18 protein-coding genes are annotated in these 23,928 nt (G+C 58.1%); 5 read left to right on the top strand and 13 right to left on the bottom strand.

Features of this window, described 5'->3' with window-relative positions; translation table 11 throughout:
- Positions 1-35 precede the first annotated feature (35 nt).
- The 4 genes from H9642_RS06370 to H9642_RS06385 form a co-directional block, all read right to left on the bottom strand.
- On the bottom strand, positions 36-3,128 hold the full coding sequence (locus tag H9642_RS06370; RefSeq protein ID WP_433962675.1) for a tyrosine-type recombinase/integrase: 3,093 nt from the start codon (positions 3,126-3,128) through the stop codon (positions 36-38).
- On the bottom strand, positions 3,125-5,578 hold the full coding sequence (locus H9642_RS06375; RefSeq protein WP_251835587.1) for a hypothetical protein: 2,454 nt from the start codon (positions 5,576-5,578) through the stop codon (positions 3,125-3,127). The genes H9642_RS06370 and H9642_RS06375 overlap by 4 nt, the downstream gene beginning before the upstream one ends.
- A gap of 306 nt (positions 5,579-5,884) precedes the next feature.
- Positions 5,885-6,286, bottom strand: a complete 402-nt coding sequence (locus H9642_RS06380) for a hypothetical protein (protein WP_251835588.1) — start codon at positions 6,284-6,286, stop codon at positions 5,885-5,887.
- Between the two features lie 1,596 nt (positions 6,287-7,882).
- Positions 7,883-8,116 carry a BPSL0761 family protein gene (locus tag H9642_RS06385; RefSeq protein WP_251835589.1) on the bottom strand — a complete coding sequence of 78 codons (234 nt, stop codon included), beginning with the start codon at positions 8,114-8,116 and terminating at the stop codon, positions 7,883-7,885.
- Positions 8,117-8,514: 398 nt separating this feature from the next.
- Here H9642_RS06385 and H9642_RS06390 point away from each other — a divergent pair, with 398 nt between their 5' ends.
- The 4 genes from H9642_RS06390 (at position 8,515) to H9642_RS06400 (ending at position 10,390) form a co-directional block, all read left to right on the top strand.
- Positions 8,515-8,760 (top strand): AbrB/MazE/SpoVT family DNA-binding domain-containing protein, encoded by a 246-nt coding sequence (locus H9642_RS06390; protein ID WP_251835590.1) that lies wholly within the window; start codon positions 8,515-8,517, stop codon positions 8,758-8,760.
- Positions 8,753-9,568, top strand: coding sequence for an inositol monophosphatase family protein (locus tag H9642_RS06395; protein WP_251835591.1), 816 nt, complete (start codon positions 8,753-8,755; stop codon positions 9,566-9,568). The genes H9642_RS06390 and H9642_RS06395 overlap by 8 nt, the downstream gene beginning before the upstream one ends.
- A gap of 353 nt (positions 9,569-9,921) precedes the next feature.
- Positions 9,922-10,074: an MbcA/ParS/Xre antitoxin family protein gene (locus H9642_RS18370; RefSeq protein ID WP_350027854.1), complete on the top strand. Its 153-nt coding sequence runs from the start codon at positions 9,922-9,924 to the stop codon at positions 10,072-10,074.
- Entirely contained in the window at positions 10,010-10,390 is a 381-nt protein-coding gene (locus H9642_RS06400; protein WP_350027853.1) for a hypothetical protein, read from the top strand. Before H9642_RS18370 ends, H9642_RS06400 begins: the two co-directional genes overlap by 65 nt.
- Positions 10,391-11,209: 819 nt before the next feature.
- Here H9642_RS06400 and H9642_RS06405 read toward each other — a convergent pair.
- The 7 genes from H9642_RS06405 to H9642_RS06435 all read right to left on the bottom strand — a co-directional run bounded on the left by H9642_RS06405 (position 11,210) and on the right by H9642_RS06435 (position 21,485).
- Entirely contained in the window at positions 11,210-12,400 is a 1,191-nt protein-coding gene (locus tag H9642_RS06405) for a Wadjet anti-phage system protein JetD domain-containing protein (protein WP_251835592.1), read from the bottom strand.
- On the bottom strand, positions 12,351-15,656 hold the full coding sequence (locus H9642_RS06410) for an ATP-binding protein (protein WP_251835593.1): 3,306 nt from the start codon (positions 15,654-15,656) through the stop codon (positions 12,351-12,353). Before H9642_RS06410 ends, H9642_RS06405 begins: the two co-directional genes overlap by 50 nt.
- The gene (locus tag H9642_RS06415) at positions 15,653-16,402 is read right to left on the bottom strand and encodes a DUF4194 domain-containing protein (protein ID WP_251835594.1); all 750 of its coding nucleotides are present in this window, start codon (positions 16,400-16,402) and stop codon (positions 15,653-15,655) included. The genes H9642_RS06410 and H9642_RS06415 overlap by 4 nt, the downstream gene beginning before the upstream one ends.
- Positions 16,403-16,404: 2 nt before the next feature.
- Positions 16,405-17,904: a DUF3375 domain-containing protein gene (locus H9642_RS06420; RefSeq protein WP_251835595.1), complete on the bottom strand. Its 1,500-nt coding sequence runs from the start codon at positions 17,902-17,904 to the stop codon at positions 16,405-16,407.
- Positions 17,905-18,530: 626 nt separating this feature from the next.
- On the bottom strand, positions 18,531-18,692 hold the full coding sequence (locus H9642_RS06425; protein ID WP_251835596.1) for a hypothetical protein: 162 nt from the start codon (positions 18,690-18,692) through the stop codon (positions 18,531-18,533).
- 59 nt (positions 18,693-18,751) lie between these two features.
- On the bottom strand, positions 18,752-20,362 hold the full coding sequence (locus tag H9642_RS06430) for an ABC transporter permease (protein ID WP_251835597.1): 1,611 nt from the start codon (positions 20,360-20,362) through the stop codon (positions 18,752-18,754).
- A 121-nt stretch (positions 20,363-20,483) separates the two neighbouring features.
- Positions 20,484-21,485 carry an extracellular solute-binding protein gene (locus H9642_RS06435; RefSeq protein ID WP_251835598.1) on the bottom strand — a complete coding sequence of 334 codons (1,002 nt, stop codon included), beginning with the start codon at positions 21,483-21,485 and terminating at the stop codon, positions 20,484-20,486.
- A gap of 161 nt (positions 21,486-21,646) precedes the next feature.
- Between H9642_RS06435 and H9642_RS06440 the strand changes: the two genes are divergently transcribed.
- A complete protein-coding gene (locus H9642_RS06440) occupies positions 21,647-22,192 on the top strand; it encodes a sn-glycerol-3-phosphate transporter (RefSeq protein ID WP_251835599.1) in 546 nt (181 codons plus the stop codon).
- 15 nt (positions 22,193-22,207) lie between these two features.
- Here H9642_RS06440 and H9642_RS06445 read toward each other — a convergent pair whose 3' ends face one another.
- Positions 22,208-23,425, bottom strand: a complete 1,218-nt coding sequence (locus H9642_RS06445; RefSeq protein WP_251835600.1) for a 2-octaprenyl-3-methyl-6-methoxy-1,4-benzoquinol hydroxylase — start codon at positions 23,423-23,425, stop codon at positions 22,208-22,210.
- A 9-nt stretch (positions 23,426-23,434) separates the two neighbouring features.
- Complete coding sequence (locus H9642_RS06450; protein WP_251835601.1) at positions 23,435-23,917, bottom strand: DUF4442 domain-containing protein; 483 nt, start codon at positions 23,915-23,917, stop codon at positions 23,435-23,437.
- Positions 23,918-23,928 lie beyond the last annotated feature (11 nt).

Here is a 23,928-nt window from a genome sequence, read left to right on the forward strand (position 1 = left end):
ATGATCCAGAAGGCTAAGCAGCCCTCTGGGTGTGTTTATCCCCGGAAGTGCCAGTCGATGGAAGCCATCAGCAGTAGATAACGCAGCCCAGCCCCTGAATGCCGGTTCTGCTGCGTACTACCTTCCAGCTCCAGCGTGGCACGGATGCCTAGATGGAGATTCTCCACCTCCGCATTTTCGGGCTGATGCAGCGCAACCGGCTTCCGAATATTACCAAGCTCTCGGCGCCAGTACGCTTTGCTCGCTTTCGGCTTTCGCGTGTCGTAAACGATCAGCTCTATCGACCGCGCTGGAATACCTAATGCAGTCAGCAGCCACAGGTAGTCCCGTGCCTGTTCCTCATCCCGGTCACGGTAAAAACGCAGGGTCGTTTCCGACGACCAGCTGCGTTCGACAAAGTCATCTATCGCTCGGTTGGCGCGCTCGCGTTCTGCACCTTCCAGGATGTTGTAGAGACGTTGGGCATAACCCGCTACGGCATCGCGCCCTCCATGGCGAGGCGGCCTCGGTACGAGCGATGGCGTATCGGCGTGCAGCGAGGAGCGCAATCGGTGTTTGTTGCCAGAACCTGGCTGGGAGCGCTGTGCCAAATCCCGGATATAGCGAGCCCGATCGAGCATCATGCCGCGGTCTTCGGGCGAAAACTCCAGCCAGTCCAGGTTGACTTGCTGGCCGCTGTCTTCTGCATAGGAGGCGTACGCCAGCATCGACTCGATTTGCCGGATTCGCTCCATCGCCCAATTATTTTTGACCTGCTGTACGACCGAACACACTGCGGCTCGTCGAGCCCGCCTCTGAGATTTGAGGGGCTTGATCCGGCCGATGACATGTAAAAGGTGCTCAGCGTCGCCGGACGCAGGCATCGTGGGCAGGCTCACCTGTGCAATCGAAGCAACGTTGTAGGCGCTGAACAGCCAGACCTTGGGATTCCACTGCCAGGCCTGTGCCATCACCTGTGGCAGGCTGTGGATATAGTGCAGCAATGAGGTTTTCGGGCTGCCATGACCGAGCAAAGCACTGACGATATGGACGATGCGCCGTGTGGGGCCGCCGTTGGGCGATGTCAGTGCCTCGCGCAGTCTGCCCATGTCCTGTAACCATCGGCTGGTCTGGGGTAATTCACTGAAGATGAGGCCCGGCGAGGCATCCATGATTGAACCCATCAGCTTGAGCATCAGCCAGGTGGCGCATGAGTGCCGCAGATGGTGGTAATGGATTACGTCCGACCCCGTGACGGCGCGCATGCACGCGTGCAATGCCGGCAGCAACGTACTTTCGCTAATCCACTGGGTTCTCAGTTCGGGGATACAGAACAGAAACTCCGAAGAGGGTGTTCGGTTCTCTTCTGTCAAACGCTGCTGGTACCAGTCCACCAACAGCTCTAGTTCATCGGGTTCCAGCAGCATGCGGAGCGGCAGTCGCCGAACCGAATTTTGAGTTTTTAAACCGCGCTGCGCGTGGGGGCGAACCAGTAGGTCAACGGGCAGGTTCAGGCCAGCCAGCTCTCGTGTGGATAGCCTGCGCATATTCGGGTGACGCCGGTGAATGCGCTCGCTGGTGTACGCCGGCAACTCGGGCAGGTGCACATCACGGAGCCGCAGCTTCAGAGCTTCGTTACGCCGCAGGCCGAGTCGGAATCCCAGAATCAGAAATAGCTTGGCAGCAGTCACCAAGCGCGGTGTACGCAGCTCCAGCCCGCAGGTGCCAAGCGCACGCAAAACCCCCTGATACTGATCCTCGGAGAGGATGCGTGCATCCACGCTAACAACGTCCTGGCCGATACCCAGCACCGCGTAGGGGCTGATGGGCGGATAGTGATAGCGTCGCTCCAGAAACGCATGAAACTCGTAAATGGCCTTGGCTAGAGTCCGACGTTTGCCATCAGTCGGCTGGGCCTCCAAAAGGGACTCATAGACGGTTTCCAGCGCATCCGGCTCCAGCTGGAAAACCGTCATGCCGTCTAGCTGCGCCAAGGCTTCCCCGAGCAACCTAACGTAGCGGGCTACGGTGCTCCGCCCTATAACGTGGCCATACACCGAGGCGCCCGAGAGCATATAGCCAGCCCATTCTCTCACCAGGGGTTCGTGCCCCCCAGCATGTGCAGGTGAATCGACTGGTTCATCGGCACGAATCTGCCGACACAGCTCCATCAGCCAGTCAGGGGCATCCGTTTTCTCCGCTACTTCAGTCGCTCCGGCGTCATTGCCATACGCATCGGCTGGGTCTTCCAGACCTGGCAGGCCGAACAGCTCTCCCCACGACGAGGGACGTAGCGACTGGGATACGAACCCCTGCCGGCAGGCAAAATTCACCAATACTTGGGGCAGGCGCATTTGCATCTGCATTCGCAGCAAATCTAGCAGTCCAGTCACACTGCCTGGGAGATCCCTCCGGGGTAGCCCAACCGACGTCAGAAACGCTTGGATGCATCGGATCTTGCCGCCCTTACGCTCCAACTGACCACCCATGGCCCGGAGGTCATCCGCGCAGCGAAACATCAAGGCCAACGTCCCCGGGTCAGGAAACCACTGTCTGTACTCGGCCTCCGTCTTGCCACGAATGGGCAACGGCAGTCTGATTTCCGGCACACCCGCCAGCCATTCAATCCGCTCTAAGGGCACCGAAATGAGAGCCTTCAGTTGCGCGACATCCATCAGGCCACCGTTATAGGCGGCGCTCATCAGGAGCAGACCGACTCGCTCTGCAGGAAGCAATGAATCGAGATCTCGCCTAATTCCATCTCGCATGGCCTTGAGCAGCTGGCAACTGAGGTGCAATCGTTCAGCTGTGTAGAAATCCGGATTAATCGGGTTTGCCGCCCGTTCAACGGCAATGGCCAGGCGTGCCAGCGGAAACCCTGCTATCTGCCCTCGGGCCCGCTGAGTAATGCTGCGCAGCATATTGCGCAGCGCGTGGTCAGCACCCAGCTGGGCCTCCAGCTCACGCACATGCTCGACCGTGACTTCTCGGATGGCGCATGCTCCCAGCAACCATTGACCCAGCACCATTCCGGATTCGCGGGCGATCCGCTTCAGGCGCTCACGAACCTCCCCTTTCCAGTCCGGCTCATGAGGTGCTGCAGACCAGAGATACTCGACCTGCTGGTCATTCAAGCGGAGCATGTTCATTTCCCTGCCCACCGGCTTCCCTGTGCGTACCAGCCCAGCGATTCCAATAGGTGCGTAATCCACTCGCCTATGACCTCGGCGTAGGCCACCGGGCAAAACGAGGCATAGTTATCCTGGGGCTCCTCTCCGCGCAGCCAATGGCCCATGAACGCGCCCAGAGCTTCAGCAGGGCAGCCACGCTCGAACAGCTCTGTACGGAGGAATTTTCGGTAGGCATTGATGCGATGTGGGTGGTAGCCAGCCACCTGCTCCATATGTTGGTAAATAGTGGCGGGCCTGATTTCCACGCGACGTGTACCGCTTTCGCTGAACGACAGGAAAAATCCACGAGACCACCTGTCGTCTTCTTCCAAAGAGGCAGAGCTGATGAAGTCTTTCGTGATTGCCGCGCAATGCGCGAAATACTGAACCAACTGTCGATGCAGCATTGCGGGTAGGCAGACCAGCCGGCTCATGTGCCGATCTCCGCTGTCTTTATCGGCGATAGCGCCTATGCCCAGCAGAGGATCGAATTCATCGACGTACCGCAGGGGGTTGCGGATAGCCCGGCAGCCGGTGGACAGCATGAACATCTGCACGACCCATAGGGTATAGGCGTTATGCCAGGCGATCTGGTCGACCAAGCCGGATGACGGCTTCTTACGCAGGATGCTCGCCAGGGCTTTTACATTGACCGAAATCGTTTCGGGCAGCAGGCAGTGCGTCGCGCCTACCGAACCTTCTTGGTCAATCTCCTCGACCTTAGCCGGCTCGTAGGCGAGGCCGGCACAGGCATAGACCAGCTGTAGTACCCGCTCTAGGGAGGCCACGTAGAGGCGTCGCAAATGGTTAGCACTGGGTTGCAGGTAATATTGAGGCGTTTGCGCAGAGGGCACGCGTACACCTGACAGCATTCCAGCAGCAGCGATGTCATGGGTATCGATGACGAGCTGGTGAAACAGATAGTTTCGGATCTTGCTGAGCGTAAACCGGGACTCACCCTTACCCAGAATCCCAAGAACCACTCTGACCTCTGCCTCCAGCTCCTCTGTTTGATACGTAAAAACACGATTGGACACGCGAGGAAAACGCCTGAGCAGCGTATGGATCAGTGCAGAACTGCCGGCCAAATCGGGCAGTAGCAGGCGTGACTGTGACAGGCGAATGCCGGATGTAGCCTGCCAGCGCTCATCGCCCACTAACTCGGGCCTACGAACAATCAAGCTGAACTGTCCGGGCGTTCCCCTGATCAGGGCTACTCCGTCCGTGCAATCCTCAACCTGATCCACCACAGTCAGTTGTACCACCTGGGTCGGGGGCTGACCCAACCATAGGCTAATGTGCATCATGACGACTGCTTCCATACGCAACTGGAGTCGCGACCTGTCCTGGGTGCGATCTAGTTCTTGGCTGCATGTCTCAAACAAATCGCTGGCACCGAAAAGCAAATCCCTCAGCTCCGCCAGCGTGAATCGTGCATACGTGAACGGCAGTTGCTGCCGGCTCCGTACGATGTGACTCTCGATGCCCTGCTGGCTGAGCAGGTCAGCGACGAAGGGTCGCTCAGCACCATCATCGTCCAGCACCCAGATCTCGGCGGGAGGACTCAATTCATCCGGAGCCAGATCACATTCATCCGTATCGCCCGTCTGGGATTCGGTGAGAATTTGGTAGTGGCCAGGCAATTGGTCCGGATCATCTGGATCCCCAATGGGAAAACCGCGGCGGTCCTCAGCAATGAAGTGCGTTAACTCCGGAGCGTCGGACTTCCTTCGCCTGCCGCGGCCGCCGCCTCCACTTGACCTCGTTGGCGGGGCTTCTCCGTGGCTGTAGCGAACCAGGCGGGTAACTGAGGCGAACAGCTCTGCTTGTTCTGATTTGGAGTCGCTTGCTGAAAACCCTCGACATGCCGCCAAGAAATTTCCAGTGGTGCCCCAAACCTTCAATTCCGGCGGAACAATTAGAGAGCGTGCTTCGCATAGTCTCCTCAGATCCAAAAACGCGGCATAGCGCTGAGCAGATAGCAGTAACGGACAGGGGGCCTGGATTGCCGCTAACAACTGAGCTACCAAACGGTAGTAGTCTGGGGCGTTCTCTGTATCTCTTGGGGCGTACCATAGCGCTGCGTAGGGAAATCCGTAGGTTTTTACACCCCGGCTCAGCACAGGGTTTCGGGTGGGAGGAGTTTCACCCAGCCAAAACCGCTCACCTAAACGCACCGAGATGTGGGGCTGCTTGCACAGCGAGACGATCCACTCGCAGGCGTCTTGCCATACGAGCGGATCACAGATTCCTATATTAATAGGTGAACTGAGATCGGATGCACGGAGTGCGCTGATCAGCCCAGTCACTATTCGTGGCAGATCGATTAGCTCAGGGTGTGCACCTATTGCATCGAGGATCTGGTTAATTCCCTGGGCGGATTGTCCCTGCTCAGAGGCCAGCAACAAAAGAGCTTGCCGCCTGCTCATACATCGACCGCCCGGCCAATCGGCGGTAGTGCCACTAAACCTCGCCCGCTGTTGCACAGTAGTGTGTTTCCCATTTGATTGGAGCCTCGCATTCATTCCAGCCAAATGGTGCAGGCAAAATCTCAGAATGTCTTGAACCGACCATGCTCGATAATTCAAACAGGCGTTTAAGTGCTGAGGCGGTGTGTTGTTGGCAGCGATAGCGGGGCAGGTAAGAGGTTTTTGGCTTGCCCCTTACTTGATTTCTGTCAATCTACTCATCCCCGCTGTTCCCGCCAAGAATCTTTTAAAGCCCCTGTTCTTGCTTCAGTTGTTGAGTTGGCTTTCTAGCTTCTCCTTCAGATACTCCAACGGGTTTACACCTTCCAAGCGTAATTCGAAAATCTCTTTGCTGTGATAGGCGACCCAGGTGTTAAGCGCTTGGTGGTTGTTCTTCTCTTCGCCAGAACCAAGAATGCAAACCAGCTCCGTACCATTGGGGTTCCCAAGGTAGTGGCTCAGGGTTGTAGCAATCTTCGTCATATACCCCTGTTCCTCCAGAGAGGCGATCTTATTTTCAAATAAATAATCGTTTGCCGGCTTAATAGCCCAATTGTTCAAAACAAACATCACATGGGGCAAACGCTTGATGTAATGGGAGTGATGAACATTCTCCGGGAAATTGGCAAAACGAACATCGTAAACATAGATGAGATTTTTATCTGGCATTTCTTTTATTCCGATCTTGGTTAATAACTTCGTGAAGTGGTTATTGGATTATCGCCAGGTTAATCCGGCGAGTTAATCCATGAAAACTGAGAATGGATGAAATTACAACACCCCGCTCTAGAGGGATGCCAGAATGCAAAATTGTTTCTGAGCAGCCAACTTACATTTTAACTTCTGAGAAAAAGAGGATTTTCTAAATCATTGAAAAACAAGGAAATTTATTTTTGCCAAATTAAATAATAAAACCTGAGAATCTAAATCTTATCCTTTATATTTTTTTGTTTTGATTTCCGTCCTGCTTAGATAAAAACGCATATAATAAAAATGTGATTCAGGTCACAAAGTTTTTTTCCTATGACTGCGTTAATTGTTGGCCCATTCTCACCCTCGTCATGCGCTGAGGATGAAACTTAAAGCAAAAGCACAAGCGCCCAGCTGCTCGCAAGCCCAGGGAAACCTCATTGTCATTCGACACTACGACCGGTCTGGCGCGGGATGAAGACCCCAGCATTGGCGGGGCTTTTAGGAATTAAGGGCCTCTGATCTCCCGAATTATCGGCCTGCCATCTCCCGCCCCTGGACGGCGGGGTGTGGCGACGCCACAAAACCAGCATTGGCGCGGCCTTGGGGGCATTATGGTCCCGCCTTATCGGCCTGCCGACTCCCGGCCTGACGAGAGTGTGGTGACGCTGCCAACCCAGCATTGGCGCGGCATTGAGGGGATTACGGGCCTCTGACCCCCACCATATCGACCTGCCGACTCCCAGCCTTGGCTGGCGGGGTGTGGCGATCTGCCAACCCAGCATTGGCGCGGCCTTGGAGGATTATGGGCCTCTGATCTCCCACCATATCGACCTGCCGACTCCCGGCCTGACGAGAGTGTGGCGACGCTGCCAACCCAGCATTGGCGCGGCCTTGAGGGCATTATGGCCCTCTGATCTCCCGCCTTATCGACCTGCCGACTCCCGGCCTGACGAGAGTGTGGTGACGCTGCCAACCCAGCATTGGCGCGGCATTGAGGGGATTACGGGCCTCTGACCCCCACCATATCGACCTGCCGACTCCCAGCCTTGGCTGGCGGGGTGTGGCGATCTGCCAACCCAGCATTGGCGCGGCCTTGGAGGATTATGGGCCTCTGATCTCCCACCATATCGACCTGCCGACTCCCGGCCTGACGAGAGTGTGGCGACGCTGCCAACCCAGCATTGGCGCGGCCTTGAGGGCATTATGGCCCTCTGATCTCCCGCCTTATCGACCTGCCGACTCCCGGCCTGACGAGAGTGTGGTGACGCTGCCAACCCAGCATTGGCGCGGCATTGAGGGGATTACGGCCTCTGACCCCCCCACCATATCGACCTGCCGACTCCCGGCCTTGGCTGGCTGGGTGTGGCGATCTGCCAACCCAGCATTGGCGGGGCCTTGAGGATTATGGGCCTCTGATCTCCCACCATATCGACCTGCCGACTCCCGCCCTGGCGGACTGAGGCCGGGAGGTAGACGTGTCAATACGATGTTTGACTACCGCCGCGGCCGCCTCAGGCTGCGTCTTCCTACGATACCTATGGCAGTGATTCCTAAAAAACACTTTACAAATACTCACTTCCATTTTGTCGAAGAGCTAAAGATTGGATCAATGTGCATTAGCGGCATTTTTGCCAATTTCTCCTCATTTTCCCCTGCCTGTAGCACATCGGCCTGGCTTGGATAATGGCGCAGCAGGAAAAGGGCGTCGTGGCGAATGCTATGTGGTAGGGAGGCGTCAAGGGAGAGTTCGACCAAAAAATCGTAAGTCTGCACCACTGCACGGGTACGTTCGTGTGGCAATGTCATTATTTTTGACCTCTTCAATGAGACAAACGCAGTACTTACACCCCCAGTAGGATATAAGTACTTAGAGTCGATTGACCACGGAGCAAAGCGTTCTAGCAGGAAAAAGATACCCAATGAGCATAAGTCGATCATCAATGCAGTGTTGCCGATCTTACTGCGTTCAGCCCCCAGGTGACGGCGGGAGCTTATGGGGCTTTGCAATGCCGGCTTCAAGCCGTCATGGCACCGACACTACCGCCGGACTTTCCGTACAGAAACTTTAGCTTCGCCAATTGCCATTTTCAGATCTAACTCCTTTTTTGCTATGCTGCCGGCCTGCGCCGCGGGACTTAGCGGGCAGCGGCTTGCCGCTGCCTCCCCCTGCGGACACTTGAGCGAAATCATCTCTTGGAGTTTCGATGAAACATTCCGTGGTGATTGAGGAGTGGGAAGGGGACGGTGCTATTCGCGTGCCCGACGAAGTTCTGCAGGAAATGGGAGTCGACGTTGGAAGCACGCTCTACTTGCTTGAGGAGTATGTGGGCACCACCCGCTGCCTAGTGCTCAGTAAGACTCCGCGCATTCCTGACCGTGTTGATGAGCTGATTGGTCACTGGGAATCCTTCGGTAAGGTCGCAAGCGACTTGGGTGCTGAGAATGAATGAGCTGGTTTCGACTTCCCACCTCATGGTGCATGACGTCATCTCTTTGGTTCTAAGCGCCGGAGCCCTCATCAGTGCTGAAACCGCCCGACCAGGAGGGCCACGCGGAGTAGGAGACAAGGCGGATATCGACGTCGAAGTGGAGCTTTTGCTTCGCGAAGGGCTTCTACGAGTAAAGGAGTGTGACTTCTGGGGAGAGGAAACGGGGAGCGTGCTAACGGGAGCGCGTCACTGCTGGGTGGTGGATCCAAATGATGGAACCACGGATTTCCTAGCAGGCAGGCCTGGATCGGCCATTTCTGTAGGCCTACTCAGGGATTCAGTACCAGTTCTGGGCGTCGTATATGCGCCCATTTCCGTGCGCGGTCCTGACTGCATTGCTTGGCAATACGGCATGTCTGGCCTGTTGCGCAATGGCCTACACGTTTGTCCCGATGTGAATGCTTTACAGCTCGACGCGAACTCCGTTGTATTCGTCAGCACAGCCGCCTACCAGCAGCCGGAGCTGAACGCCGCGCTTTGTGCTCCAGCGCGCTTCAGCCCGATGCCGAGCATCGCTTACCGCCTCGCTCGTGTGGCCGCTTGCGATGGCATCGCGGGAGTTTCGCTCTACTCTGTCTCACCGCACGACGTGGTCGCCGGCCATGCCTTGCTTAGGGCTGCTGGTGGAGATTTGCTTGATCAGGATGGCCAACCGATTCGTTATGACGAGCTTAATAAGCCACTTTGCCAGAGCTGTTTCGGTGGCAATGTGTCGGCCAGTCAGCGCTTGGCGGCTCGACCGTGGCGGCAACAGCTTTCGATTACTTAATGTCGACAGTCTGTTCAGGCTCCATTTCAGTCAGAAAATCCGTAGCGAGGTTTGGGGGGCCGGCTCGTTTCTCAACTGGTGAGCTGCCCAGGCTGTGTACCAGCCGGTTCCTCACGGCTTAGGCTTGCATATGCATGCTGTGGGAGCATCGGATCAATAGCCATTATGGTTGCCTATGTGGAGCTCTGGCTCCGCTTGGAAGGCAGCATCGCTGGCCATCAGCTGTTCATTCTGTAGTTGCTATTATGAGCGTTGTAGCCTTCAACGTGGGCAGGGCATTCATGAAGAATTCTGACGCCCCCGATCATGCAAACGCTAAGCAGTTCGCAAAGATCGAGGCACTGGCTGTACAGATGTTCGAGGAACCGGCTCGGGCTGAATGGTGGCTGTCATCCTCTAATATCGCTCTCGCGGGGAGATCACCTCGCTCGATTTGCACAGATGAACATGGAGCTACGCTCGTTAAGCGATTACTCCACGCTATTGAATTCGGCGGTGTTGTTTGACCGGGCGTTATTAAGAGTGATCGTGATGCAAGAGCCAACTCGGCTGCATGCCGAAATCGTTTGTGATGTGTGTGGCAGCCATACCCAAGTACTGGGCTTCGGCCAACAGTTCGGTACCTTGCAGGCAAGTTGGGGGTATGGATCACAACACGATGGCGAAGTCTACCGAGTGCACCTGTGCGAGCCATGCTTTTTCTGCACGCTAGCTAATCTGCGGCGAGAGCAACGTATTCACACTATGTTTGATGACGACCAGCCGGCCGATGAGCATGAGTTTGGGCGGATTGCCCGCGATAACTTCTTTGGCGACGTGTAATTGATCGTAATGAGCCGAACATCCGCTCGATGATGTTGCGTTGCGGATGCGTAGGGCCATCGAAGAGCTGGGATTGTACTGGCCGTTTTTTTCACGGCTTGAGCCTGCTTATGTATGCGTGGAACATCAGATCAGTAGCATATGCTTACCTATGCGTAACTCGGGCTACGCTTGGTAAACCATCTACTCCAAAGCGGTATCATGCCGTCTAGAAAATAAGCAAATTACTTCGTGCGTTGTGCTTACAAGAGGTTTGAATGCCATGACATTTGTACACGTTTTCGCTGTGATCCTCGGTTTCATCGTCATCGTCGGAGTTACTGGTTATGTTTTGGCCGAGCATCTGGACAAAAAATACGGCACGGGGTGACCGAACAGCTAAGCGCATCACTCTGCAGCACAGACAGAGCACTGGCGTTTCCCTAGGGTCGACTACTGGGGGCCCTGCTGTACACAACATCACTACGCAAAGGTGCAGAGATATTGCTTGAGCTCGATGTCAGGGAGCTATGGGAGCAAGTTCAAGCGTGCGTTGAACCATTTGTGTCCAGCGCGCCGCACGCTGCCGGCTGCCACGCAACGGATGGCATTACTTGGAAGTCCATGCTGGCGCAACCAGCGCTGTGACATTCAGACATTTACAAGCTGCGCGTCCAAGCCTAAGCGCTCTGTTATCACCTGGGGCGGGATCTCACCACGAATGGCACAGATGGCAGCTTGCTTAGTAGCCGTCATATTTCTGCTCCCTTATGTCTACCTAAGTTAGATCCCTTGTCTCAGGATCGCAGGGCTATTGAGGCGAACACCCCGCCAGCAGTTTTATACAGGGACCTTTCGAGCCCACTGCCTGATGGCTCGGTCCACTTGTGCCTTTGGCAGATACTCCTGCTCAAGGCGTCCTCGCTCCTGCGCTAACAGATACCGATAGAAATCCGCTTCGTCAGCCGGCAAACCAGGTGGGGCCGACTCCAGAGCTTTGGTCGGCTCGACGACTGCGCTCACCGGTGAGTGCTGTTCAAACAGCTCCCGTTCCATCAATAGGGCTTGGACTGCTGGTTGATGGAGTCTCGCTCGCGCCAGCATCAGCAAGCCCCAGGTATCCATGTCGCCCCAGTATGCGATCTGTTTCCCGGCCAGGTGCTCAGACGCTAACCACTGCAAATCGAGTCCTGAGCCCAGCACAGCCAGGGTGTCCGGCAAGGTTTCTGGCAGCAAGTGAATGCATTGCTCATTTTCCACCACGAGCAACCGCGAACCGGGAAGTGGGGATTCGGCCAGTTCCGAAGTCGCGAGCCTGAGCCGCTTGAAGGGCAGCAACTCAGGCTGAAGAGGAACGACTAGAACCCAATGACTGCTCTCTTCAAAGGCATCTAGAAACGTCGTCAGGCCTTGCTCGGACGCCGCACCTTCGAAGCGCTCATCGAGGAGCTTCGTCAGCAAGGTAGCGTTGCGCTCGAAAAACTTGGTGTCCACTCCGTGCTCTGCAAGCAGGCGCAGTGGGCGGCCTTGAGCACAGCCTGGAGACAACAGGGTAGCGAGTTGCGCTGTAGCGACGACTTCTTCAGACGGCTTCGTCAACCACAAGCTCCGTTGTGCCACCAGCAGCGCATGAAAGGCACTGTCTACCTGCTCGACCAGATACTCGAGTTGAGCGTATTCCTGGCTGACCCTTGGATCATCGCTCGCGGCAATCCATTCGGAGGGGCTACGCAAATGCCAACGCATCGGCAAGGAAATGGGGGCCAGCCCTGCTCGGTAGCTGACGGGTTCCCAGTCGACTTTACCCACGTTTACGCTCCGCCAGTTCTCCACATGCCGGAGCACCGCCTGGATGTTGTCAGTGAATAGACGTGCCGAAGGCTTGCCGATGTTGAGGCTTTGCGGCCAACTACCGGGATTGAGCAAGCGCTCCAAGCGCACGCTGGAGCGCTGCCATTGTCTCGCGAGGTTGCGGCCGATGTCAGTGGGCGACTTCATGCATGGCCTTGATGCGCTGTTGATGATGCTCATCCAACGCTTCCCAGCTCAGGGAAACCAGACTGGATTCCACGCCGCGCCGATGAACAACGACTGCCGAACGCGTATGGTGGCGCAACAGGCGCATTTCCTTGTTGGGGGTGATGAAGACAGCGTGCAGGCCGAACTCCCTCAGCGCTGCGATGATGCGACCGGCAACCGCATGGGAACTGCGCGAGAACGCCTCGTCTAGCACAATGGTGCCGAACAACGGCCGGTTGCTACCGTCGGGACATAGCGCATAGCTGAGGGAAGCGGTCAGCACATAGGAGGCTATGATTTCCTTCTCGCCACCACTACCGCCCTGAGAACCTGTTCGGGTTTCGATGACACTCTTGCTTTCTCGATCGATCACCGAGACCGCGAACTCCAGGCGGAAGCGCGGATCCAGAAGCGCCTTGGCGCCCTGATTCCTGCTGTGCTCGCAGGCATCTTTGAGCAGTCCAACGAGCTCCTGTAATGCCTTGTAATGGCTCTCGCCTTCATCATCGATGAAACGCGCCGAGTTCAGTTGGCGCTGAGCCTGTTGCAAGGTGCGCAGGCTTTCATGGATGACCTTTTTCGCAACCAAGCGCAGATAGCGTCCTGGCTGAAAGTCGACACGCTGCATCGTACTGTTGAGGTCATCCAGGCGCTCCTCGATCATCGAGACTTCATGGTCGATATAGCTGAGCAGCTGGGTGACGCCGTCATCCGAGGAACGATTGAGGTATTCCAAGAAGCGCTTGAGTTTCTCGGGCAGGGCTTCCTCGGTCAGCACACGTAGACGCTCCAGATAACTGGGTACGTCCCTCAGCTCTCGCCCGACCTCTGCAAGCGCCCCGGTGTCCACCTTCAGGGCGTCAGACATACGTTTGGCAAGCTCTGATTTCTGGTCGCCCAGTTTCTCGCCGAGCGTTTTGAGTTGCCCTTGAAGCTCACGCGTATGCTTGCGCTCCAGCTCGTCAATATCGCCGAGGTTATCCGCGGTCAGGGTCGGGAAATGCGCTTGCGCCAGTTCATGCTGTGTATCGTTCAGCCCCTTTTCGGCGCCGCGATAGGCCTTACGGGTAGCGGATGCGGCCTGGTCAAACTGAGTTTTCAACTGCGCACACTGCTCGATCAGCCGTTGCAGCTGGTGATCCAGAGACTCTCGCAGGGCCTCGGCTTGATCCAGCTCGGCCTTGATCACGGCAAGGTCAGAATCGGGACGGGTCAGGGTGTCCAGCTGAGTACGCAGCGACTGCAGCTGACGCTCGGCGCCCGGCCGATCAATCTCCTCGAACTGTAGTTCTTCGACGCGTTGCAGCAACGAAGCTTGACTCTCCAACTGACCGACATCGCCCTGGGCAACATCCAGGGCCTGCTTGGCGGTCACGAGCTGTTCATTGACCTCGCGAATCTGTTCAGTCAGGAAGGCCAGACGATCGCGGTTGTCAAAGCCGGTCAGCCAGTCTTCATCCAGGCGCTTTTGATCCTGCTTGTCGAAGAAGCGTTCTTTGCCCGACATCATACCCTGCGCCGTCATGGCATGAGGGGTATGACGCAATTGCTCCGGACTTTCGACGCAATGTCTGTCATTGTCCGCCAGTAGTGCCTTTATGGCTTCTCGGTACGGATGCTCCTTGAAGGTCAGTTTGCGGGTAAAACCATCATCGAAGAACACGGGGCGCGACGATGGCTCCTTGACCTCCAACATGCGCACATGCAGACGGTTGTGCCGTTGGTTTACCCAACGCAGTGCCGCCTGGGATGAGCCCTGCGGGACCAGGATACGGAGCCGGTGGCTGCCGATTGCCCGCTCAATGGCACCTCGCCAGGTCAGCTCCTCGGGCTTGACCTGCACCAATTCGGCAACGAAAGGTAGGGCCGACTCATCGACGCCAAGCACCTGCGCCAGATCGCTTCGAAAAGCATGAAACTGCCCGGGCAGGTTAGAACCTGGCCGTCTCGCAACCTCAGCACGCTCCTGCTGTAAGGTCTGCAGGCGACCATTGAGTTCCTGCTGGACGAGACCTGCATCGAACGCCTTCTGGCGCGCGACCGTGGTTTGCTGGGCCAGTATTTCCAGGCGTGCCGTGATCTGCTGCTGATTTTCCTCGAGAGCAGCGGCCGATAACTCATCCGCTAGTCCAAGCCCTTTGGCCAAGCGTTGGTATTGCTCGGCTTTCAGGCTGCGCTTATCGCACTCCCTGACCCAATCAGCGATGCGCTCGCGTAATTGATCTATCCCTGCGCCCCCTACTCGCAGGTAGCGCTGACGATGTTGATCGACCACACCCTTCTGGACCTGAAGCTGACTCCTGCATTGTTCCTGATCCAGCTCGGCCTGCTTGTGCTCCCTCTCAAGCCTGTTGGTTTCAGCCAACCACAGGCAATAACCCTGCTCGGCGAACCAGACCGGAAGAATGCCTTCGAGAGTCTGTTTATCCTGCAACTGTTCTTGCAAGGCCCTATAACGCTCCCAGCCATCGGCGACCGGTTGCAACGAGCGCTGCTGCTTTCTAGCGGTTTCTAGCTCTCGGTGGATGTCAGTTAGATCATCGAAGCTGCTGGCGACCTCAGCAGCCCTCTCGAAGGCGGAGCGGTCATCCAGCACCAACTCTCGAAAGATCTCATCAATACTATTGAGCTGCTTCAGGCCGGCAGCGCGGTTGAGCAAGGTGAATGCGTTTTCACCGACCTCGAAGTAATCCCTCAGTCTGGCTAAGAAAGCTTTCTTGCTGGAATAAGGCCAGATACCCGTCCCATCCTTCTCCATCTGACGCAGAGCCCGCATGCCGCCTGAGTGATGCTGGCTGAGCCAATGCTCCAGAGTCTGCTCGGGGGACTCGCTTAACAGCCAAAGTTTTTTCAGATCGGACGCCGAGGAACTTGTGCCCTCGAACCAGAGCACGGCGCCCAGTCGAACCTGCGTACCGTCACGCTCGAGCGTGGCTGCAATTGCGGTTACTGTCTTACCCTGGCGAGCGATATGAGATTGCTCTACACCTCCGTCCCCAGGGCCGGTAACTCCCCGCACATAAGACACCAGATCCCGGTCACTTTCATGTCCACCCGTGGATGCCAAGTTGTAGCGCGGATTGGCGCACAGCAAGGTCATCAGTGCGTCCACCAGCGTCGTTTTACCGCTCCCCGTTGGGCCGATCACCGCGGTACCTGCGGGATCGATCTCGGCACGGTGATAGCCCTGAAAACCACCCCAGTTATAGAGCTCAATGCTGGTAAGAATGAAGGTCTCGCTGTCACGCCAGCGGAGTGCCTGCTTCATGCCATGCCCTCCTCGCCATCAGCAGCCGGCGTCGCGGCGCTCTCCAGTTGCTGTCGCAGCCATACCACCAGTGCCTGCAGGTTCTCCGGGTTCGCCAAGTGGGTAATGATGGGGCGAATGATGACGCGATCATGTGCGTCCAGAGCCGACACCAGACCATGTCCCTTGAGCTGATCCAGCAGCGTGATGATGCGATTGCGCTCCTTCGCTTCACTGCCCAGCTCGCCCAGGTAAACCTGCAATTGGGGAATCAGCTCATCAACCGCCACCAGCGCTAGACTGGCGCCTGTACCGCTTTCCTGTTCGTACGCGATGAAATGCTGTCGCAGGATGGCTATCAGCAGGGACTGCTCCAGATTCAGCCTTTGCCGACGTACAAGGGGGTGCGACCAGTCATCCTGCTCGGCCACCTCGCCCTGGCGAACGGTGACGAACACCAGCCCCCGAACCTCGTCGACCCCCATGGCAAGGTCGAGGGGTTCCAGGATTCTGTCGACCGCCTCGATATTGGAAAGCGCTGAGCGATACAGGTTGGGCTTGTGACTTTCTTCCAGCAGCCCGTACTTCAGCATTTCCTGTACGGCCTCACGTACCCGTTGCGGCGTCCGGCGCTCATCGACCTGTACAGCGGCGCTCATAAGAGGCTGTTCATCATCCATGCCGTCATCCAACGCCATGGGCTCCACCGTCAGCTCCGTTTCGTCGGCGCCAGAGGCGCCTGCAATTCGATCGAATATCCCTGCCATGCTCACAACTCCCAATCGATGTCCTTGAGTGCCTCGTGCTCGAGTCCGACATAAGGCAGATTGAAGCGCCAGCGTTGCTCATCCTCGTTAACTAGCTCCATGAGCTGACGCTCCTCTGTCAGCACCTCGATACCTGCCTCGCGCGCCATCGCCAGCCAGAGCGCAAAGGTTTCCAGGTCGTGAACAGGTGGAAGCAAAGACGCAAGCTCCACAAGACTCACAGGGCGACCCTGCTCCACCAGCACGGCCAGGGTGTCATGAATCAGCGCTTCACGATCCAGCCCGTCGAAGGCATCCCAGAAGTCATCATCAATCTGCTCCAACCCCGCGGGCTTCAAACTCAGATCCAGCTCGCCCGTATCATCGTCATCCAGAGTCTTGAAGCGAAGACGCTCGATTGCCGGGACACCGGTAATGGCTACACCAACCGGTGGTAAACATGCAGGCGTACGGCGTTCTGACTGGCGTTGCCAGTCGACGCTGAGCGCTAGATTGAAGAAGTCGTTGAGTAACTGTCCGACGCGATGATGCTCGGCGGCCAGGCCCGTCTTCATGAAGCCGCGGACATCGCGCTCGCTTCGGGCGCGTGCTTGGAGAACAGCCTGCGACTCCCGAACCAGGCGTAACGCCAGCCAACGCAGCTCACGTTGCTGGGGACGATTCAGCGCCTTTGGAGCCGCTGGATGACGAAGGATGGTGCGCAAGCGCTCACGCATGGTTTCCAGTTCAGCGGACTGCCTCAGTTGCTGCTGGAAGCTTTCGAACACACGCCCTTCCGGTGTGTTGAGTAGCGCATCCTGACCGTCCAGCAATCGATCGACGATTTGTCCACGGTGAGACTGCTCGCTGATGATGGAGTGTCGAAGGGCGCGATCAGCCTCGCGCCAAGAGTCTTCAACTCGTCGAAAGTCAGCGCGCAGGCTGGTGGCGAGGTTATATATCTCGCGTATGCCCTCTATCGCCTGCGCTTCATCCAGCACAACAACGTGGCCAGCTTCTACCTGCGCTAGCTCGTGCTCCAAATCCTGGATTCGGCGGCGCAGGCTGGCAATACGGCCAGTTGGGCTGGGGTTCAGACCTGTTTCCAGGTTTTCGATCTCGCGCTGGACCACCGAAAGCCGAGATGCCGTGGAGGTCATGATCCGACTATCCAGCGAGTCGACGAACTGGATGGCAGACTCCAATGCGTCGGTTGCGTAGATCCGTCCCTCCCGCTCTACTACAAGGCGCCGCTTGATCCATTCGCGAAGTTCGCGACCTGCTTGGAGATGCGTTGCATCTGGATTGATCCCATAGAGCTCCTGGCTGGCGTAAGCAGCCAGCATTTCAGATAGCGCTTGCAGCGTATCCTCCATGAGAATCCCATCGTGCGCCCGCTCGAAAAGTGTCCGCAGGCAACCCAATACGAGCGGGGCACGACACGAGGCGAGCAAAAGCCAAGCCGGGTGTTGGCTGCGGGTGGATACATAGCGTTCTGAACGCTGTTGTGCGCTTTCTTCCATGATGGCCACATTGACAAAGGTTGTCTGAGCACGAGGTTATCGAGGTAACCCGCTGTCTCATGATACGTATTTGTCCTAGCAGGTGATCCATTAATAGCACCAACCCCGTGCGCCTTTCACTTAGGGGTGCGTCCAAGGCTTTAACCCCTGCCTGGGTGTGCTCGGCGATGCTGGCTGGCCTCGCCATCAGCTACAGTTTAGGCAGCATGCAGAGGTGATAGGGCGTGAAGGGCCTTCTTGCAAAAGCTGGTCGATAGAGGTGAGACCTCGTACCACAGCTGTCGTCTGGCATGCTTGTAGCTAGTGGTCCAAAAGCGTATCGGCAGATTTCGTTTTTGTGCCCAGGATTTCGGAACTTAATTGACGGCAGATGACGTGAAGCCACATTACTGAGGAACGCTACAATCCTTACACCGCGTGGATTACAGTCACTTTAGGGTGCTTTTCGTTAGCTGAGATTCCTGTACCGCATTGGCCTCCGAAGGGGGGTCGTGGGTTCGAATCCCGCCTGGTGCGCCACATATTCGTTCGCGGTTGTCTCCTGTGAACATCTGAAAAACCCGCCTCGGCGGGTTTTTTTATGCCCGGCGTAAAACCGGCATATCAGGCGTAGGCCAGATGCCTTCTTATGGCTGGCACAGATCGCGCCCGGTCAGCTTCGCCGCTACGCCATCGAGCATGAAGGTTTCGACCTTGGAGCCGTCTGCGCAATCTTGGGTGTAGCCCAGGGCGAAGCCGAAGGTGAAGAGCACGAACAGGGCCAGGCCGATATGTTGCAGTTGAGTCATGGTTCCTCTCGATATCACCGCCTGCATGAAGGCACGCGGTGACGTTCAGGTGTGAAGGGTTAGCGCCGTGCCGAGCGGCGGATCAGCAGGATCACCGGCAGCAGGCCGACCAGCACCAGGGTTAGCGAGGGCAGCGCGGCGCGTGCCCATTCGCCTTCACTGGTCATCTCGAAGACGCGCACGGCCAAGGTGTCCCAGCCGAAGGGGCGCATCAGCAGGGTCGCCGGCATCTCCTTGAGGACGTCGACGAACACCAACAAGGCGGCGCTCAGCACGCCGGGCAGCAGCAACGGCAGGTAGACCTTGAAAAACAGCGCCGGCCCACCAACGCCGAGGCTGCGCGAGGCTTCCGGCAAAGACGGACGAATGCGCGCCAGGCTGCTTTCCAGAGGGCCATAGGCCACGGTGAGAAAGCGGATCAGGTAGGCGACCAGCAGTGCGGCAAGGCTACCCAGCAGGATCGGCTTGCCAGCGCCGCCCAGCCAGCCCGACAGCGGCACGACCAGATGACGGTCCAGGTAGCTGAAGGCGAGCATGATCGACACCGCCAATACCGCGCCGGGCAGGGCGTAGCCGACGTTGGCCAGGCCCACCGCCGAACGAATCGCACCGGTGGGCGCCTGGCGGCGGGCGAAGGCCAGCAGCAGCGCCACGGCGACGCAAATCAGTGCGGCCATGCCGCCCAAATACAAGGTGTGCAGGATCAAGTCAGCGTAGCGCTCATCCAGATCGAAACGCCCGCGCTGCCAGAACCACACCAGCAGCTGCAGCAGGGGAATCACGAAGGCGCAGAGCAGCACCAAACCGCACCAGCCAGTGGCCAGTACGGCCTTCCAGCCACGCAATTCATAAAGCGCCTTTCCCCGTGGGCGCTCGTTGGCGGGTCGGCTGGCGCCGCGGGCGCGGCGTTCGCCGAACAACACCAGCAGCACCGCCAGCAGCAACAAGCTGGCCAGTTGGGTGGCGCCGGTCAGGCTGTAGAAGCCGTACCAGGTCTTGTAGATGGCGGTGGTGAAGGTGTCGAAATTGAACACCGAGACGGCGCCGAAATCGGCCAGGGTTTCCATGATCGCCAGCGCCAGCCCTGCGCCGATGGCCGGCCAGGCCATCGGCAGGGCAACGCGCCAAAAGGCCTGCCAGGGCGTCTGACCCAGTACGCGCGCAGCCTCCATCAGGCCCTTGCCCTGGGCGAGAAATGCCGAGCGGGCCAGCAGATAAACGTAGGGATAGAACACCAGCACCAGCACCACGATGACCCCGCCGGTGGAACGCACGGGTGGAAAGCGAATGCCGCTGCCGAACCAGTCGCGGGCCAGGCTCTGGATCGGTCCGGAAAAATCGAACAGGCCGATGAATACGAAGGCCAGCACGTAGGCGGGAATCGCGAAGGGCAGCATCAGCGCCCAGTCCAACCACTTGCGTCCAGGGAATTCGCACAGCGAAGTCAGCCAGGCCAGGCTGACACCCAGCACGGTGACGCCAAGGCCGACGCCCAGCACCAGGATCAGGGTATTGCCGATCAGGCGGGTCATCTGGGTTTCCCACAGGTGCGACCAGATCTCGGCGTCGATGTCATGCCAGCTGAACAGCAGCACGCTCAAGGGCAGCAACACCAGCGCTGCGACACCAAAGGCAATGGGGTACCAGCGGCGCTGAATCGGGTGGGCCACGCAAACTCCTTACTGCGGGAAAGGGTCCGTCGAAATGCAGGCGCCCCGGACGATGCCGGGGCGCGCAGTATAAAGCAGCTAGAGGTGGCTGGCGGCTGTGTTTAGCCCGACAGCCTGGCGCTTAATTCCAGCCTACCCGGTCCATCAACTTGATGGCTTCGGCCTGGCGCTTGCCGGCCACTTCGACTGGAATGCTGTCAGCCTTGAACGAGCCCCAGGCGGCCACTTCCTCGGAAACCGGAGCCTTGGGGTTGGCCGGGAATTCCTGGTTGGCGCCGGCGAAAATCGCCTGGGCTTCTTCGCCGGTCATCCATTCCACCAGCTTCTGCGCAGCTTGCGGGTTGGGCGCGTACTTGGTCAGGCCGATGCCGGAAAGGTTGACGTGCACACCGCGGTCAGCCTGGTTTGGCCAGAACAGCTTGACCTTGAGATCAGGGTTCTGCCTATGCAAGCGCCCGAAATAGTAGGTGTTGACGATACCCACATCGCACTGGCCGGCGTTTACCGCATTGATGACCGAGTTGTCGTCGGCAAACACATCGGTGGCCAGATTATTGACCCAGCCTTTGAGGACTTCTTCGGTTTTCTGGGGACCGTGGGTTTCCAGCAGAGTGGCGGTCAGCGACTGGTTGTACACCTTCTTGCTGGTCCGCAGGCAGAGGCGGCCTTCCCAATTCTTGTCAGCCAGTGCCTCGTAGGTGCTGAGCTCTTCTGGTTGGACCCGCTCGGTGGAGTAGACGATGGTGCGCGCGCGCAGCGACAGACCAGTCCAGGCACCGGTTGAAGAGCGGTATTGCGAAGGAATATTGGCGTCGACCACAGCGGATTTCATGGGCTGAAGAATGCCCATCTGCTCGGCTTGCCAGAGATTGCCGGCGTCCACGGTGAGCAGCAGGTCAGCCGGGGTATTGTCGCCCTCGGCCTTGATGCGTGCCATCAGTGGCGCTTCCTTGTCGGTGATGAACTTGACCTTGACCCCGGTCTTGGCGGTATAGGCATCAAACACCGGCTTGATCAATTCGTCGATCCGCGAGGAGTAGACGACCACTTCATCGGCGGCCTGGGCCTGCCCGGCGCAGACACCGAGCGCCAGGGCGGCGAGCAACATTTTGCTGACCTGCATGAAAAACTGCCTCTTGCTGGGGAAGTTGGGAAAGCAAATGATAGTGACTATCACTTGAGTTCACAACGCAGCATTTAGCCGCAGGCTTTTGTGCGGTGGAGCAGCGCAACATGTTGTTTTGCATGGGACGCAACTGCGCGTTAAGGTGCGCGCCCTCGCGCTTGTCTACATCCGCCGAGGTTGCATCGCTCAATTCCGCTTTAGAGATGGTATTTTCCGTGAACGCTTTCCAGCCGCTAATTGCCTGCGCCTGCGCACTGGTCTGTAGCCTGACCTTTGCCTCCAGCCAGCCAACGACACATACCTTGGCGATTCAATACGCGCCCTACGTTTATCACTGGCAACACAATCCAGAGCATAACAACACGCCGCACCTGATTGGCCTGGAGTACCGAGCGCCTTCGGAATGGGTGTTTGGTGGCGTTCGGTTCGACAATTCATTCGACCAGCCCAGCCAGTATTACTACGCCGGCAGGCAATGGACGTTCGACACGGTCAGCCCCAACCTGTACGGCAAGCTGACCGCCGGTCCACTGCTGGGGTACACCGGTGAGTACGAAAACAAAATTCCGGTTAACCGCAAAGGTGTAGGGTTGGGCGCCATCCCTGCGTTGGGCTATCAGATGATGGGTGCTAATGCGCAGGTCGCCTTGCTTGGCACGGCGGGGTTCATGTTCACCTTTGGTGCCGATCTGCTCAGCTGGTAGCTCCGCGCGCAGGCTTCAGGGTCTGGCCAGCTCCGGCAGATCCCCGCTCAGCCCCAGCGCCTGGCGCACGAACAGTGCCTTGGCCTGCTCATGATGATCGACCAGGCGTAACCCGACATTGCGCAGCCAGCGCAGGGTCGGCTGGTCGGCCTGGAATAGCCGCTCAAAGCCTTCCATGGACGCCATCATCGCCAGGTTATAGGGCATGCGGCGGCGCTCGAAACGGCTGAGCACGCGCTTGTCGGCCAGGGTTTCGCCGCGTTGTTGGGCATGCAGCAGCACTTCAGCCAGCACAGCGGCGTCAAGGAAGCCGAGGTTGACACCTTGGCCGGCCAGCGGATGGATGACGTGCGCCGCATCGCCAATCAGTGCCAGGCCCGGTTCGATGTAGCGCTTGGCGTGGCGCTGGCGCAGCGGAATGCACACCCGTGGGTCGGCTTCCAGCACTGTGCCCAGCTGGTGCTCAAAGGCAGCGCCGAGGGTGGCGCGAAACGCCTCGTCATCCAGCCCCATCACGCGGCCGGCTTCGCTTGGCGTGCAGGACCAGACGATCGAGCACCAGTGTTTGTCGCCCTGGCGATCCAGTGGCAGGAAAGCCAGCGGACCGTCGTCGGTGAAGCGTTGCCAGGCGGTCAGGTCATGGACTTTGCTGCAGCGCACGCTGGTGACGACGGCATGGTGCAGGTAATCCCATTCGCGGGTTTCACAGCCGGCCAGGCGGCGCACTGCGGAATTGGCGCCATCGGCGGCAATCAACAAGGGCGTGCGCAGCTCGCGACCATCGCCCAGGGTCAGCAGCCAGCCGTGTTCGGTACGCCGCAGCTGCTCAACGCGCGCGTCGCCCAGTAGCTGAACATCGCTGCTGTGCAGTTGCTCAAGCAGCGCGTCCTGCACCACGCGGTTTTCGACGATATGGCCGAGCACCTCGGCATGCACGCTGGCAGCGGAAAAGTGGATCTGCCCGGTGCCGGAGGCATCCCACACCCGCATGTCGCGATAGGGGCTGCAGCGCCGCGCACGAATCCCTTCCCAGGCACCCAGGCGTTCCAGCAAACGCTGACTGGCCATCGATAGCGCGCTGACCCGTGGCTCGAAGGGTGCATCGGTTGCGAAGGGTTTGACCTGCAGCGGCCCGCCGTCAACCAGCAAGGTATTCAAGCCGCTGTCGCGCAGCGCCAAGGCCAGGGCGCTGCCAACCATACCGGCGCCCACAATGATCAGATCCGCTTGCATGTCCATTCCTTAGGCGGCCGGCCGCAACTGCGGCTTGAGCCGGATATAAAGCGTCTTGTGAACGCGCGCGACGAGCGTTCCCTGCGCGTCACGCACCTCGACCTGCAACTCGGGCAGGTATTTGTCACCACCAGCGGTGCGCTGGCGTACTTCGTCGAGCAATGTCTCGTCGATGCTGAAGTCCGCGTACACCGTGCCCTTGCCCGGTGCAATGAAGTCGATGTGCGCGGCCTTGTCCCAGACAATGTAGTCGCGGCCGAGACATTCCATGATCAGCAGCATGTAGAACGGGTCGGTCATGCTATACAGCGAGCCGCCGAACTGGGTGCGCACATAGTTGCGGTTGTACCAACTCAGGCCCATCTTTACCCGCGCCTGGCGAAAGTCTGCGCTGAGCTGCCAGACGCGAATACCTGCACCTAGGTAGGGCGGGTAACAGTTAAGCAGCCAGCGCAGCAGGCGCGCCTTGCGGGCCAGTTTTTTTGCATTCATTGCGTTTTAAT

It is taken from the genome of Serpens gallinarum (assembly GCF_014836765.1).
Lineage (GTDB): Bacteria > Pseudomonadota > Gammaproteobacteria > Pseudomonadales > Pseudomonadaceae > Serpens > Serpens gallinarum.